The 15345-nt window shown below is 73.8% G+C and carries 10 protein-coding genes; 5 read left to right on the forward strand and 5 right to left on the reverse strand.

The window, feature by feature from the left end; translation table 11 throughout:
* Positions 1–36 precede the first annotated feature (36 nt).
* Entirely contained in the window at positions 37–1005 is a 969-nt protein-coding gene (locus amrb99_RS22140; protein WP_190858988.1) for a zinc-binding dehydrogenase, read from the reverse strand.
* Between the two features lie 133 nt (positions 1006–1138).
* Between amrb99_RS22140 and amrb99_RS22145 the strand changes: the two genes are divergently transcribed.
* From amrb99_RS22145 to amrb99_RS22165, 5 genes are all read left to right on the forward strand, one after another.
* Positions 1139–1666: a pyridoxamine 5'-phosphate oxidase family protein gene (locus tag amrb99_RS22145; RefSeq protein ID WP_190858990.1), complete on the forward strand. Its 528-nt coding sequence runs from the start codon at positions 1139–1141 to the stop codon at positions 1664–1666.
* Between the two features lie 52 nt (positions 1667–1718).
* Entirely contained in the window at positions 1719–2216 is a 498-nt protein-coding gene (locus tag amrb99_RS22150; RefSeq protein WP_190858993.1) for a DinB family protein, read from the forward strand.
* A 73-nt stretch (positions 2217–2289) separates the two neighbouring features.
* Positions 2290–2889, forward strand: a complete 600-nt coding sequence (locus amrb99_RS22155; protein WP_190858996.1) for an RNA polymerase sigma factor — start codon at positions 2290–2292, stop codon at positions 2887–2889.
* On the forward strand, positions 2882–3916 hold the full coding sequence (locus amrb99_RS22160; RefSeq protein ID WP_241755790.1) for a CU044_5270 family protein: 1035 nt from the start codon (positions 2882–2884) through the stop codon (positions 3914–3916). Before amrb99_RS22155 ends, amrb99_RS22160 begins: the two co-directional genes overlap by 8 nt.
* Positions 3917–3967: 51 nt before the next feature.
* Complete coding sequence (locus tag amrb99_RS22165; RefSeq protein ID WP_190858998.1) at positions 3968–4522, forward strand: hypothetical protein; 555 nt, start codon at positions 3968–3970, stop codon at positions 4520–4522.
* 22 nt (positions 4523–4544) lie between these two features.
* On the opposite strand, the gene amrb99_RS22170 is transcribed toward amrb99_RS22165, so the two are convergent.
* The 4 genes from amrb99_RS22170 to amrb99_RS22185 all read right to left on the reverse strand — a co-directional run bounded on the left by amrb99_RS22170 (position 4545) and on the right by amrb99_RS22185 (position 15318).
* Positions 4545–7673, reverse strand: coding sequence for a family 78 glycoside hydrolase catalytic domain (locus amrb99_RS22170; protein WP_190859000.1), 3129 nt, complete (start codon positions 7671–7673; stop codon positions 4545–4547).
* A 27-nt stretch (positions 7674–7700) separates the two neighbouring features.
* On the reverse strand, positions 7701–10226 hold the full coding sequence (locus tag amrb99_RS22175; RefSeq protein WP_190859002.1) for a beta-L-arabinofuranosidase domain-containing protein: 2526 nt from the start codon (positions 10224–10226) through the stop codon (positions 7701–7703).
* Positions 10223–12256, reverse strand: coding sequence for a hypothetical protein (locus tag amrb99_RS22180; protein WP_190859005.1), 2034 nt, complete (start codon positions 12254–12256; stop codon positions 10223–10225). The genes amrb99_RS22175 and amrb99_RS22180 overlap by 4 nt, the downstream gene beginning before the upstream one ends.
* A gap of 101 nt (positions 12257–12357) precedes the next feature.
* On the reverse strand, positions 12358–15318 hold the full coding sequence (locus amrb99_RS22185) for a glycosyl hydrolase (protein WP_190859007.1): 2961 nt from the start codon (positions 15316–15318) through the stop codon (positions 12358–12360).
* Positions 15319–15345: the final 27 nt, after the last annotated feature.

The following is a 15345-nucleotide window of genomic DNA, read 5'->3' on the forward strand; positions in this document are numbered from 1 at the left end:
CCCGGCCGCACGCCCGGCCGCGCGGCCGGGCCGTCCTCACACGATGAGCAGCGTCTTGCCGACGACCGACCGGGACTCCATCGCCGCGTGGGCGTCGGCGGCGCGCTCCAGCGGCGGCCGCTGCCCGATCACCGGGCGGATCCGGCCCGCGGCGGCCTCCTCCATCGCCCGCAGCGCCCGCTCCTTCGCCCCGATCCCGAACCCCATGAGCTGCTCGATCCCCAAGACCGTCACGCCGCGCTCCGCCGCCTCGTCCGGCGGGACCACCGTCGCCGCGCCGCTGGACGCCCCGTGCACGGAGAACCGGCCGCCCCGGGCCGTCGCGCCGAACGCCGCCCGGCCGATCTCACCGCCCACGCCGTCGAACACCACGTCGAACCCCGCGCCGGTCGCGTCCACCGCCTGCTTCGCCCAGCCCGGCGCCGAGTAGTCGACGGCCTCCGCGCCGAGCTCCCGGACCAGCGCGAGCTTCGCCTCGCCCCGCGCGGCGCCGACGACCCGGGCCCCCGCCGACAGCGCCAGCTGCACGAGCAGGCTCCCGAGCCCGCCCGCCGCCGCCTCGACCAGCACCCGGTCGCCCGCGCGGACCTCCGCGCCCTCGAACAGTCCCAGCGCCGTCCCGCCGTCGTTCAGCAGCGCCGCCGCCTCCGGCAGGCCGAGGCCGTCCGGCACCGGGACGAGGTCGTCCACGTCCGCGACGGCCCGCTCCGCGTTGCCGCCGAGCCGGTCCGCGGTCCCGGTGGCGACCCGCCTGCCCAGCCACTCCGGCGCGACGCCGTCCCCGATCGCGGCCACCCGCCCGGCCACCCCGCCGCCCGGCACGTACGGCGGCTCCGGCAGCGGAGGCCCGGGGGTTATTCCCCGTCGCAGCTGCGTCTCCACGAAGTTGATCTCGGCGACCGCCACCGCGACGACCACCTGCCCCGGACCGGCGGCCGGTTCCGGCGCCTCCCCCGACACCAGGACGCCCGGGTCTCCGAACCGCGTCACGCGCACGACCTTCATCGGCACACTCCCTATCGCTCACGGCAACGCTCACACCTCGACCGGGCTTGAGGTCAACCCGGCGCCCGCGATGAGTTCCCGGCCGCGGACCGGTCATATCTCCGACGAAGCACCAACGGAGAGGTGGAGAGCGATGACCGAACGCGACCCCGTCGAGGTCAGCGACCTGGACATCTACGGCAGCGGCGGCCCCATGCCGTGGGACCGGGCCCGGACCGCGCTGGCCGAGGGCCTGCCGCGGATGGAGACGCCCGTGTTCCTCGGCACGGTCCGCCCGGACGGGCGCCCCCACTCGGCGGGCATCGGCGCGCTGTGGCACGACGGCGACCTGTACTTCACCAGCGGCCCGGGGACCCGCAAGTCCCGCAACCTCGCCGGGAACCCGGCGTGCACGCTGTCCGCCCGGCTGGAGGGCCTGGACCTCGTCCTCGAAGGCGAGGCGGCGCGGGTCACCGACCCGGCCGTGCTCGAACCGGTCGCGGCCGCCTACCGCGACGGCGGCTGGCCCGCCGAGGTCGACGGCGACGCCTTCACCGCCCCGTACAGCGCGCAGAGTGCCGGCCCGCCGCCATGGCACCTGTACCGCTTCACCGTCCGCACCGCGATCGGCGTGGCGTTCGTCGAGCCGTTCGCCGCCACCCGCTGGACCTTCCCCGCCTGACGCCCGCCCGCAGCGGGCGGCTCCGGGAACGGCGCTGCCCTAGGGTGGTGCGATGAACGAACCGCGTGGGGACCTGCGTCCGCCGAGCCTGAACGCCGACGAGCCGACGACCCTGCTGGCGTTCCTGCGCTACCTGCGGGACGCCGTCGTGGCCAAGGCCGCCGGCGTCCCGGACGAGGCGGCCCGCGCGCCCGGCGTCCCGTCCGGCACGAGCCTGCTCGGCCTGGTCAAGCACCTCACGCACACGGAGCTGAACTGGTTCGTGTGGGCGTACGAGGGCGCCGACGTGCCGCGGCTGGACGACGGCGAGCCGCCGCTGCCCGGCGAGACGGCCGCGGACATCGTCGCCGGCTACCGCGCCGCCGCCGCGCGCTCGGACGCGATCGCCGCGGCCTGCCCGGACCTGGACCGGCCGGGCGCCCGGTCGCTGCGCGAGACGCCGCCGCCGTCCATGCGCTGGCTGCTGGTGCACATGATCGAGGAGACCGCCCGGCACGCGGGCCACGCCGACATCCTGCGCGAGCGCATCGACGGCTCGGTGGGCCGCTGACGCACCGGGAACCGATCGGCCGCGGGCGGGCAACAAGGGGCGTCCCGTTCCAGAGCCGAGAGGCCCCCACACCATGAGCGACACGAGCCGGGCCGAGGCCGATGACGCCTCCGTCATCGGACGCTCCCGGCACGAGCCGGAGGCGTTCGCCGAGATCTTCCGCCGGCACGCGCCCGACATCAAGCGCTACGTCACCCGGAGGCTCGGCGGCGACGCCGCCGAGGACGTCGTCGCCGAGACCTTTCTGGCGGCGTTCAGCCGGAGGCACGCGTACGACCTGGCGCGCCCGAACGCGCGCCCGTGGCTGTACGGCATCGCCACCAACCTGATCGGACGGCACGTCCGGACGGAGGTCCGGTACCTGCGCGCCCTGCGGCGCACGGGCGCCGACCCGGTGACGGCGGCGTTCACCGACCGCAGCGACGAGCGGCTCACCGCCGAGGCGTCCGGCCCGCGGCTGGCGGCGGCGCTGGCCGCGATGCCGAAGGGGCGCCGCGACGCGCTGCTGCTGGTGGCGTGGGAGGGCCTCAGCTATCCGGAGGTCGCGCGGGCGCTGGGCGTCCGCGTCGGCACGGTCCGGTCGCGGATCAACCGGGCCAAGGCGCAGCTGCGCCGCGAGCTCGGCGGGACGGACGTCATGGCCATCGTCAGCGAGGAGCCCGTCCATGAATGAGATGACCCGACTCGAGCGGTTCCGGTCCGAGATCCCCCGGCCCGGACCGGAGGACCTGCGGGCCGAGGAGGAGCGGCTGCGGGCCGCGATGCTCGCCCCGGCGACCGGCCGGCCGAAGGCGCGCGGGACCCGGCGCTTCCGGCTCGCCGTGGCCGTGACCGCCGGAGGCGCGGCCGCCGCCGTCACCGCGGGCCTGGTCGTGGCCGGATCCGGCGGGGGGCCGCACCGCGCCCCGGCCGTCCACGCCATGCCGGTCGCGCACGTCGAGCTGCTCCAGCACGCCGCGGACGCGGCGGGCCGGGCGCCCGAGCTGCACCCGAGGCCCGGCCAGTTCCTCGTCTACCGGTCCGTGACGATGGATCCCGTGGAGAGCAGCACCGGCGGCCGCCACGCCCGCTACCTGGCGCGCGCGAACCGCACGATCTGGCTGCCCGTGGACGGCGACGCGACGCACGGCGTCCTGGAGACGGAGGCGCTGCCGCCCAGGCCCTATCCCGGCGAGGCGCTCCCGCCGGAGGCGCGCGGGGAGGCCGGGCGCAGCGGTCCGGAGAAGGCCGCGGACTTCGACCGGCGCGCGGAGTGGCTGCGCACCGACTACGCCTACCTGAGCCGCCTGCCCGCCGACCCGGCGAAGATGTACGAGCACCTGTACTCCCACCTCGGGACGGGTCCGGCGGCGGACGGCCAGGCGTGGCAGAACGTGGGCGGCATGCTCACCGAGGCGTACATGCCGGCCGCGCAGCGCAAGGCGCTGTTCCGGGCGGCGGCCGCGATCCCGGGCGTGCGGACCGTGGGCAGGGCCGTGGACGCCGCCGGCCGCACGGGCGTCGCCGTGTCCCTGGACGTCCCCGGCGCCGGGCAGCGCGACGAGTACGTCTTCGACCCGAAGACGTACCTCTACCTGGGTCGGCGCTCCGTCGTCACCGACGCGTCGCTCGCCGGGGCCCCGGCGGGCACCGTCCTCACCGCGACGGCGCAGCTGAGCGTCCGCCTCGCCGACCGCGCCCCGGCGGTCGCCCGCCGCTGACGCGCCGCAAACCCGTTGCGGCGGTGGCGTGTCCCGGCGAATCCTGGGCCCATGGGCGAACTGCTCGGCTTCTGCGTGGTCGCGAACGTGCGGCGGGAAACGGCCTCCGGTGAGGGCGGGCTGGTGATCCGCCGCGGGCTGAGGCACTTCTCGGGCGGGACGAAGCTGTGGGTGCTGCCGCCGCAATGGGGCGACGGCGGCACCGACCTCCTGGTGGCGGGCCGGCACCGGGGCAGGCGCGGCGGATACGTGCGGATGGTGGTTCCGCGCCGGCACATGGAGAACTTCCGGGTCCGCGGGATCTACGACCCGGCTCTCATGCGCGTGCTGACCGCACCGGGCGCGCCGGGCGGCGAGGTCAGGCTCTGGGAGGGCCGCGAGGAGGCCGAGAAGGTCGCGGCCTGGTGGTCCACCGCGGTCCTCCCGGCCAGGACGTGCGGGGCCGAGGGCCATCCGCACGACCTGGGCGGGGTGAGCGATCCGCCCCCGCTCGAACTGCGGAAGGACGGCCGGGTCTACTACCTGGCGCATTTCAATGCGAGCCGGGCCGTCTACTCGCTGCTGCCGCCGCCCGTCGAGGCGCCGGGCCCGCCCTCCGGCCGGTGACCGGAGGGCGGGCCCGGGCTCGTCAGGCGACGGTGCCGTGGAAGGTCCAGGTGCCGGAGCCGACCTCGGCGGGCTCGGCGGCGCCGGGGACGTGGACCTCGGCGGTGCCGCCCGCCGGGACGGTGACGGTCAGCGTGACCTTGCCGCCGTCGCGCGTCCAGGACGAGCGGACCTCGCCGTACGGGGTCCGCCGTGTCGCGGACGCGCGGGTCAGGTCGCCGACGACGGCCGGGTCGATGACGAGGTTCCGGTAGCCGGTGGAGCCGGCCGCCTGCCGGATCCCGGCGAGCCGGGAGGTGAACCACGAGTCGATCGAGCCGAGCATGAAGTGGTCCTGCGACTGGCCGCTGCCGCCGTCCCAGGACTCGCCGAGGGCGGTGTTGCCGTGCACGACCTGGTAGCCGTAGCTGGGGCTGTCGGTCCGCGTGGCGATCCGGTAGACGACGTCGTCGGGCAGGACGCGGAACGCCGACGGCAGCGAGATCTCGCCGAGGAGCAGGTGGTACCCGGCGTCCTTGACGCTGCCGACCAGGTGGTCGAGCAGCTTCTGGCGGTCGCCGGCGGGGACGGCGCCCATGTCGAGGGCGAGGGCCTCGGCGCCCTGGCCGCCGCCCGCGAAGGTGCCCGTGGAGGCGACGTAGTACTTGTCGGCGAGGGACTTGGCGCTCTGGTCCGCCTTGGCCTTGTAGGCGGCGGCGTCGGCGGTCTGGCCGAGCACTCCGGCGATCTTCGCCAGGGTGTCGTTGACGCGCCAGTAGCCGTAGGTGCCCGACACCGTCTTCGGGAACGTCCGGTCGGGCGTGAACCAGTCGCCGAGGCTGTAGTCGGTGAGCCCGCCGGTCGCGCGGGCCTCCAGGTACGCGGAGTACTTCTTCATCTGCGCGTAGTAGGTCCGCATCGTCTCGGTGTCGCCGTAGTTCTGGTACAGCTGCCACGGGACGACGACGAACGCGCCGCCCCAGTTGGGGTCGTCGCGGTAGGCGCCGGCGAGGACGGTGTAGTCCGGCACGGTGGACGGGATGAGGCCGGTGTCGGTCTGCGCGTCCGCCATGTCCTGGACGACTTTGCGCAGCAGCGCGTGCACGTCGTAGTTGGCGGCGAGCGCGTCGCCGACGAGGTGGTCCTGCTCCAGCCAGCCGAGCTTCTCGCGGCTCGGGCAGTCGGTGAGGATGCTCTGCATGTTGTTCTCGATGGCCCGGCGGACGAGGCCGTGGACGCCGTCGATGAGGTCGTTGGACGAGCTGAACGAGCCGGCGGAGGCGGTGTCGTTGCGCAGCGCCTGCCCGCGGACGGTGATCGTCGCGCCGGCGGGCAGCCCGCGCACCTCCAGGTACCGGAACGAGTGGTAGGAGAACTGGGGGTGCCAGGTCTCGGCCCCGGCGGTGCGGGTCGTGTACTGGTCCCAGATCGGCGCGCCGACGTTGCTGGCCGACTGGTACGCGCGGCCGTCTTTGAGGCTCTCGGACGGGTACACGCGAACGGCGGTGCCGGCGGGCGCGGTCACGGTGATCTCGGGGCGCCCGGCGATGACGCGGCCGACGTCGAACACCTGGTAGCCGTCTCCGGAGCCCACCTGCTCACCGGGCAGGGTCTCGACAACGCGGACGGGTTCGGCCTCGCGCCCGCTGAGCGCGCCGGGCGCGGAGACGGGGACGGCGTCCTCCCAGCCGGAGCGGGACGCGCCGGGCCGGTCCCAGCCGGGGCGCTCGCGGCGGGCGTCGTGGTCCTCGCCGCCGTACCAGTTGGAGAAGGTGACGGGACCGAGGACGGTCTTCCACGTCCCGTCGCTCGCGACCCGCATCACCTGGCCGTTGGCGAGGGTGACCTCCAGCTGCGCCATGAGCTTGGGGTCGCTGATCGTCCCGGAGAACTTCCGGTACCGGTCGGGCGTGGAGATCACGTTGGCGTTGCCGTTGCCGAGCTCGACGCCGAGGGTGTTGCCGCCGGGCCGCAGCATCGAGGTGACGTCGTAGGCGGCGTACTGGACGCGCTTGGCGTAGGCGGTGTTGGCGGGTTCGAGCTCGGCGCCGCCGACGCGGCGGCCGTTCAGCCGCGCCTCGTAGACGCCGAGCCCGGCGACGTAGAGGCGGGCGTCGCGGACGCCGCGCGGCAGCGAGAAGTCCTTGGCGAAGATCGGCAGCGCTTCGGGGACCGGCGACTGCGGAGGCTGCTGCCCGGTGACGGACGCCTTGTTCGCGAACGCGCCGTCGGCCGTGTCGGACGCGCCGACGGTGAAGTCGGCGGGCGCGTACGGGACCTTGCCGCCCGCGGCGGGCTGGTCGGTGCGCGGGAACAGCAGCACCTCGTCGAACGCCTTGGCGTCCTTGAGGTCGACGGTCAGCGTCAGCGGCGCGTCCGAGACGTCCGCCTTCGGGTAGGCGGAGCTGGACCAGCCGGCGAACTCCTGGTTCGTCGTCTCGGTCCCGTCGGTGAGGTAGCGGGTGCCCCACTTGCGGTTGACGTTGCCGCCGTTGTCGGACGCGGTGACGGTCCGGCCGGCGGCGAGGTTCGTGCCGGGGGCGGCCGAGTCGCGGACCTCCAGCTCGGCGAGCTGGAGCCGGTACGTCTCGTCCGGCACCTGCTCGACCATCGGCAGCCCGAGCCTGGTGACGTCGAGGCGGACGTACCGGGCGGTGGTCTTCGGCAGCCTCACCACGATGGGGTCGGGCTTCTTGGTGCTGGTCTGCCAGTCCTTCTGGCCGATCCAGCGGCCCCGCCAGTCGCTCTGGGCGGTGAGGCCGGTCTCGAACCAGGACGGCGACGACCAGCCGGACGCCTTCGGGCCCGTCCACACGCGGACGCGCCAGTACACGCGGGCGCGGCTGCCGAGCTTCTCGCCCGCGTAGTCGACGCGCTGGGAGGCGGAGGCGACGCGGCCGGAGTCCCACAGGTCGGGACGGCCCTGGTTTAGCGCCTTCTCGCTGGTGGCGGCCTGGATCCGGTAAGCGGTCTGCGCCGTGTTCCGGCCGCCGCGCAGCTGCCAGGTGAGGGGCGGGGTGGTGTCGTCAATGCCGAGCGCCTGGGACAGGTCGTCGGCCCGCAGGCCGGTGACGTCCGCGCGGGCGTCGGCGTGCGCGGGCGGGGCGAGGAGGGCCAGCGGCAGGACGACGGTCACCGCTGCGGCCGCGAGGCCGCGGATCGGCTTGCGCAAGGGGGTTCTCCTAGGAGGTCCGGGCCGTCAGGAACGGCCCTGGGCGTGCAGGTCCGCGATGCCGGCGGCCGTCAGGACGTGGTTGTAGAGGCGGAAGCCGGTGACCTGACCGTCCATGGCCGGGTTGCGGGTGTCCTGGGAGCGGCCGAGGTAGTTGTGGGTGGTGGCGCCGAGCGCGAGCGGGCTCATGACGAGGCCGTCCTTGCGTCCGGCGGGGGCTCCGTCGACGTACAGGACGGCCGATCCGCCCCCGGCGGTCACGGCGACGTGGGTCCAGGCGCCGGACGGGAGTGCGGACGGCGCGTCGGCGTAGTCCTCGCCGTCCATGCCGGTGATCTTCATGGTGAACCGGGCCCTGGCCGACCCGGTCCGGGCGATGACGGCGATGTACGTCGTCTTGTTGAACCCGAGGTCGAACACCCGCGTGTTGTTGGCGACGGTGTCAAGGTTCAGCCAGACCGAGACGGTGAGCGCGTCGAGCCCGGCGAGGAGCCCGGCGGGCAGGGCGACGTGGCCGCCCGTGCCGTCGAGCACGACCGCGCCGCCGTCGTCCGCCCACGAAGCGCCGGACGCCAGCGACGCGTCCGGCCACCGGCCCGTCGCGTCGGCGAGGCTCCGCCCGGTCAGCGGGAAGTGCGCCAGCAGCGCGGGCCTGCGGCGCGGCGCGGGCGTCGCCCAGTACACGGTGTAGCGCTCGTGCTGGACCTCGGAGAACGGCTTCAGCCGCACGGTCGCGTCGTCCGCCGACGCGGTGTAGGCCAGCGGGGTCCGGCGGTCGGCGCGCAGCGAGCGCGGGTCGATCGCGGGGAACGCGTTGAGCGCCCGGTCGCCGTACTCCCCCGCCAGCACGACCGGGCCGACGCTGACGGCCTGGACGCACGGGTTGTCGGGCGCCTGCCGCCAGACCGGCGCCATCGGCGTCGCGACGTCCACGACGTCGCCGCGCTTCCAGTGCCGCTCGATCGCGGCGTACGTCCCCGGGCGGGCCTTCACCGGGACGGCGGCGCCGTTCACCCGGATCCGCGGGCGGGCGCCCCGCGCGTCCAGCCAGCCCGGCACGCGGATCCTCAGCGTGAACCGGGACGAGCCGGAGGTCACGGTCAGGCGCGTCCGGTCGGTGTGCGGGTATCCGGTCTCCTGCCGCACCGTCACCCCGCGTTCCCGCCACGTCACCTCGGACGGGATGAACAGGTTGACGTACAGTTCGTCGCCGGAATGGAAGTAGACGCTGTCGGCGAATTTCGTCGCCGTCTCCATTCCCGTTCCGTGGTCGCAGGAGAAGTTGTCGTAGTCGGAGCTGTAGCTGCCGGGCGCCGCCTTCAGGCCGCCCTTGACCTCGCGCTGCGAACCGGGGAACAGGCCGGTGTAGTAGGTGACGAATCCGTGCTCGGAGTCGGGGTCCTGCTCGCCGAGCATCTGGTTGAGCAGCGTCCACTCGTAGTGGTCCATGTAGGCGGACTCGGACGGGTCGTGCAGGAAGAGCAGCCGCGAGAGCTTCAACATGTTGTAGGAGTTGCAGTTCTCGCAGGTGTCGGAGCCGAGCCGGCTGGCGATCTCGCCGGGCGGGCCGAACAGCTCGTTGTTGCTGTTCCCGCCGATCACGTAGGAATGGCGGTGGACGACGGTGTCCCAGAAATAGGCGGCGATGTCGTGGTAGCGGCTCTCGCCGGTCGCCTCGTACTCGCGGACCGCTCCGACGATCTTGGGGATCTGGGTGTTGGCGTGCAGGCCGTCCAGGGCGTCGCGGCGCTCGGCGAGCGGGCCGTAGACCGCCTCGTGGTCGAAGCGGCGCGCCGTCGCGAGGTGCTCGGGGTCGCCGGTGACCTGGTACAGCTCGGCGAGCACGTCGTTCATGCCGCCGAACTCGACGTTCAGCGCTTTCTGCATCTGGTCGGCGGTCAGCCTGGCGGTGCGGGTCCCGGCCCACGCGGCCATCCCCTTGAGGACGGTCAGGGCCTGGGCGTTGCCGCCGAGCCGGTACTGGTCGAGCAGCCCAGCCATGATCTTGTGGAGGGTGTAGTAGGGCGCCCAGGGGTGGCCGCCCGCCTCCAGCTGGTCGAAGACGGCCTCCTCGAACGCCGACAGGTAGCCGGCGGCGAACCCGGCCGACGGCGACGCCGCCTGGCATCTCGCCAGCTCGGCGACGATGTACCGGCCCTTGGCCGCGTACGCGTCGTCGCCGGTGTTCGCGTGCGCCTGTGCGAGCGCCGACAGCAGGTGCCCGGTGGAGTGGCCGCGCAGCTGGACGTCCGGCGCCTCCCAGCCGCCGCACGGCTGCGCCGACGACGGCAGCCCCATGTTCAGCCGGAAGGTGTGCAGGAGCCGGTCGGCGTCGACGAACTTCAGGTACTCGCAGGTCCGGGCCATGTTCGCGCGGAACGGGCCGTCCAGCAGCGTGACGTCCGGCAGCGGGAACGGCGCGAGGACCGGCTTCGGCGAGACGCGGACGGTCCCGGCGCGGGCGGACGATGCGGGCAGGGCGGGGAGGGCGAGCGCCGCCGAAGCGGCGCCCGCCGTGCCGAGGAACGCCCTGCGATTCAGGGCGCCGGTCATGCCCGCTGGCTCCTGATGGTGTGGTTCCCGTGCAGGCCGTCGACATAGACGTACTCGCCGTCGCTCCGGACGCCCTGCGTCAGCGCGCGGGTGCCGTCCCAGACGAGGTGCCCGTCGACCCGGACCTTGATCCGCTCGCCGAAGGTGGGCACGCCGGCGCGTCCCGTCGCGGCGTGCGGCGCCTTCAGCTTCGCGGTGTAGGCGCCCTTGGCGACCTTCCAGGAACCCTCGACGGCGCCGAGCGTCGTGGTGATGCGGCCCTGGGCGAAGGAGAGGTCGGCGGTGTGCGGGACGAAGTCGAACGACCGGCCGCCCGTCCCGGTCGGGTTCAGGCCGAGAACGCCGAAGGTCAGCGCGGTGACGGGGCCGGTCGCCCAGGCGTGCGCGAGGCTGGTGTAGGAGCTGCAGAAGACGCAGCCGTCCCCGGGGTTGCGGTACGACTCCCAGAACGTGCTGCCGGTGCCCTGCGGGTTGCTCAGCATGTAGCCCCACTCGCGCCGGATGATGTCGACGCCGGCCTGGTCGGCGGCCTGCCCGCCGGCGGCGAAGTGCGCGTTGACCTCCATCGATCCGGAGAAGACGCCCGGGTTGCCCTTGTTCTCGGGCGCGGTGGAGGCGACCTCGTTCCAGTTGCCCTTCAGCTCGGCGCTGATCCGGCGGGCCTGCTCCTGGTCGGCCAGTCCGTACCAGACGGCGAGCGAGTTGCCGTCCTGCGGGTGGATGGCGTTGTTGGGGTAGAACTTGTACGCGCCGGCGGCGTCGTCCCAGAAGTTGGCGTTGATCGCGGTGCGCAAAGCGGCGGCGCGCTGGGCGTAGGACTCCGCGAGGGCGGTGTCGCCCTGGGTGCGGGCGAGCTGCGAACCGGTGTCGAGGACGCGCCACAGCAGCACGTTCGCGATGAGGTTCTCGCCCTTGGCGAGGATCCGGACGGAGTCGGACGTGCCGGTGATCGACAGCAGGCCGTTCGCGTCGACCTTCGCGGAGCTGTAGTCGACGGCCTTCTTGTACCGGTCCCAGATCCCCGAGACCCAGCGCGCGTCACCGGTGTACTTGTAGTAGTCCCAGCTCGCGGCCAGGGTCCACAGGTGGTAGGTGTCCGAGCCGTACTTGTTCAGCTCCGGTCCCGCGTAGGGCAGCTCGCCGGTGTCGCGCTGGTGCTGGTAGATCACGTCGAGCGAGTTGCGGGCGGACGTGGTGTCGTCGAACGCCGCGTACGCGGACGGGATCTCGACACCGAGGTCGCCGGGCCAGACCGTCCGGTCCCGCTTGGCGCCGTCCACGAGGATGGACGCGCCGGAGCCGATGTCGCCAGTGTTGTCCCACAGCGCCGCCGGCGCCTCCCACACGCGGCCGGTCTTCGGCGAGATCGTGTTCAGCTGGACGGTGTAGGCGCCCGCGTACCAGATCCGGTTCAGCAGGTCGTCGCTGGAGTAGAAGTAGTTCGCGTACTTCGACGGGTCCTTCACCTGCGGCGCGGGCGTGTAGTGCAGCGACACCCCGTCCAGGTCGACGCTGCCGCCCGTCCGCATGAAGATCGTCAGGTAGCGGAACCCGCCGCGCAGGTACTTCTCCGGCGTGGTGTAGGCCGTGCGGCCGTCCACGTCGGCGGTGAGGGAGCCGTCGCGGCTGCGCGGGCCGCCGGTGGAGGCGTCGCTGTCGGTGGCGACGTAGGCGGACGACTCGTTGAACGCGAGCCCGACCTGCTGGGCGCCGTCCGATCCGGCGAAGTGCAGGGTGGTGAGGCCGCCGACCTCCTTGCCGAAGTCGAGCGTGACGTACGACCCGGCGCCGCTGAGGGTGGTCTTGTGCCCCTTGAGGACGGCGGACGGGTCCGTGACGTCGCCGCTGGTGTTGTAGACGGCGACAGGGCGGACCGTCCGGGACGACGGCGACAGGATGTACCGCTTCCACGGCGCCGCGTCGTGCCCTTGGGCCGGGGCGGCAGCGGCCGGGACGGCCTGGGCGGCGAGCAGGGCGGACATTCCCAGGGTCAGAGCGGCGATGCGCCGCCCGGATACGCTGTTGTGCATGGATTCCTCGGATTCCGATCCGTGTGCGGGACGGGGTCGACGGGGGTTCATGTGCGGGAGGGCGGGCCAACGCCCTCCCGCACGCGTTCTCGGGGGCCGGCTCAGCGGGTCCGGATGACCGCCTCGCCGTACGGGACGAGCCGGACCGGCCCGATCAGCCCGTACGCCTGGCGCGACGCCCCGCCGTAGACGGCCGGGTCGGACACCCGCAGCCGGTTGTTCAGCGTCGTGGCGACCTCGACCTCGATGGTGTTGGCGCCGCGCCGCAGGTAGGGGCCGATGTCCACGGCCGGGTACAGCACGCTGACCGGCGGGACGCGGCGCCCGTTCACCGACACCCGGCAGGTGTCGAAGACCTCGCCGAGGTCCAGGACGGCGCCGGCGCCGGCGCCGTCCCAGGTCACCGTGGTGGTGTAGGTGCCGATGCCGGAGACGTCCGCGAGCTCGGGGATGTCCGGCCACGCCTTGAGGGCGTCGAGCGCCAGGTCGTGCTGCTTCGTGCCGTCCGGGGTCATGTCCTCGACGCGCAGCCGCCAGGCGGTGAGGGTCTGCGCGGCGGGGACGGCGCCGATGGCGGTCGTGACCGTGCGCCCGTCCGCGAGGGTGGTCGCGTAGGTGCCGGCGGTGGTCGCGCGCGCGACGAGCCGCTGCCCGTCCACCCGCACCTCGGTCTCGGCGGCGGTGGCGGACGGGTGGTTCCCGCCGCGGGCCAGCACGATCACGGTCGCCTCGGACGGCTGGAGCGCGATCCGGACCGTGACGGTGTCGCCGTCGGCCTTGTAGACGGCGACGGGCTCGGTCTCGCCCGTCCACAGGTCCAGCCGGTACGGGACGGCCTTGCGGTCGGCGCGGGTGAACGACACCTCGTGGTCGATCGCGGCGACCGGCGGCTTGACCGTCTCCGCGTGCTTGCCGTTGCACAGGTAGAAGTAGTCGACGCGGCCGTCCCGGCGGTGGGCGTTGAGCAGCGTGGAGCTCTGCGCGTAGCTCGCCTCGGGCCGCAGGCCGAGCGCGTCGAGCGCGCCCTGGACGTCGGTCTCCGCCGCGACGTTCTTCACGCGTGGTAGCGCGAACATCTCCTTGACGACGGCGCGGAGGGCGTCGTTCTCGCCGTCCCTCGCGATGCCCGGCACCGTCGCGGCCGACCAGTCGCCGAGGAAGACCAGCGGGAGGCCCGCCTTGGCGAGCTTCAGCATCGTGCGGGCGCTGTCGAGCGGAAGCGTGCACTCGTTGCCGTTGAACCGGTCGCCCTCGACGAACAGCACCTGGTAGGCGGGGCCGTCGGGGGCGAGCCGCCCGTCCCGGACCGTCGCGGACGGCAGGTCCAGCAGCGGCGCGCTGATCATCTGGTGCGTCCAGCCGAGCGGGACGCCGTACTTGGTGAACCAGCCGGCGCCGATGCCGGTCTTGGTGTACCCCTTCTGCCGGAACACCGCGACGTCGACGCGGCTCGTACCGGCGCGCATCGCCTGGTGGACGCGCCCGAGGTACGCGGCGATGTCGGGGGCGTGCCGCCAGGTCGGCTGGCGCGGCCCCCACGACTCGGCGAACCCGATGCCGCCGTTGTACGGGGTGAACGCCGCGAACCCGGGCCAGGCCGCGCCGGGCGCGGTCGCGTAGGAGAACCCGTGGAACACGGTCTGGTTGAGACCGGCCGCGTAGGCGCCGCCCATGGTGCGCAGCAGCTTGTCCCACGTGGTGTTGTACGCGCCGCCCTGGTACGCCCCCGCCTCGCAGGACAGCACCTCCCGGCCCGCCATGTCGCGGCCTCCGGCCAGGGCGCGGTAGTCGTCCAGGTTCTTGAACCCGAGCGACTCGCCCTCGGGGACGTCCAGGATCGCCGCGGACCGGATCGCGTCGGTCTGGAGCCCGTACGGCTGGGCGCGCAGTTCCAGGCCCACGGAGTGCGCCCACGTGCGCAGCGCCTCGAAGTGGTACTCGTTCAGCAGGTCGGACACCGTCAGCCAGAAGTCGTGCCGCGCGTGCGCGGTGCGGCCCGCCTCGTAGCTGTGGACGGTGTTCTCCTTGTTCAGGACGATCACCGGCAGGTACGGCATGAGGTCGTAGCCGCGCCGCCGCCTGAACTCGGCGGGCAGGTCCGGGGTCCAGTTGAGGGCGGGCGTCTCCAGCTCGATCGAGTCCTCGAACAGCGTCGCGCCGGCCTTCTTGATCAGCTTGCGGACGCGCGGGGTGAGCAGCCGCGCCTCCCAGAACGCGGTGACCGCGCGCGTGCCCGCCCTGCTGAAGTGGTCGACGACCCACGAGTCCGGGCTGCTGTGCGGGCCGCCCTCGGGCTGCTGCCCGCTGCCGCGCCGCCAGTACGACAGCAGCAGCCAGTCGCCGCCGGCCGGGGCCGTCCAGGTGATCCGGCCGTCCTTCGCCCGCTCGGTCAGCTCGGTGAAGGAGGCGAAGTCGAGCCCGGTCTCCTTCCGGGTCGCGTTCGCCGGGTCGATCTTCACGGCGTGCACGGCGACGAGGGTCCGCTTCGTCACGCCCTTCGCCGCCGCCGCGACGGGCTCGGGCACGGGGCCGTCGTGCGTCGCGCCGCCCGCGACGGTCACCGTCCCGTAGGCCAGCTCCTGGACGGCGGCGTCGTCGTCCGGGGTGATCGTCGGGACGGCGGCGGGCCAGGACGGGCCGATCGTCAGGTCCACGGTCAGGCCGCGGCGGGCCGCCTGGTCCAGGGCGGCCTCGACGCCGGCGACCCACGCCGCCGTCCCCCAGCCGTGCCCCTGCGGGTCCAGGACGGACCCGTCCTTGACGCTGTGGTGCACGGCGGAGATCTCGCCGCCGCCGAATCCGGCGTCGGCCATCTGGTCGATCTCGCGGCGGATCTCGGCCGGGTCGACCAGCCCGTCCGGCCACCACCAGCGGAACCTCGGCCGCACGGCCGCGCCGGGCCGGGCGAACCCGGCCGTGCCCGGCGCGGCCGGGGCGGCGGCGACCGCCTCTCCCCCGAGCGCGGGGGCCGCGGCCGCCACGACGGCGGCGGCGGTGCCGATCTGCAGCACCCGCCTGCGGGTCAGCCCGCGCGGTCCCTGCTCGTTACGGTCGTCGTTCACTGTCGTCTTCCTCCTGAATCGATCGCG

Source organism: Actinomadura sp. RB99 (assembly GCF_014706005.1).
In the GTDB taxonomy this organism is placed as follows: Bacteria; Actinomycetota; Actinomycetes; order Streptosporangiales; family Streptosporangiaceae; genus Spirillospora.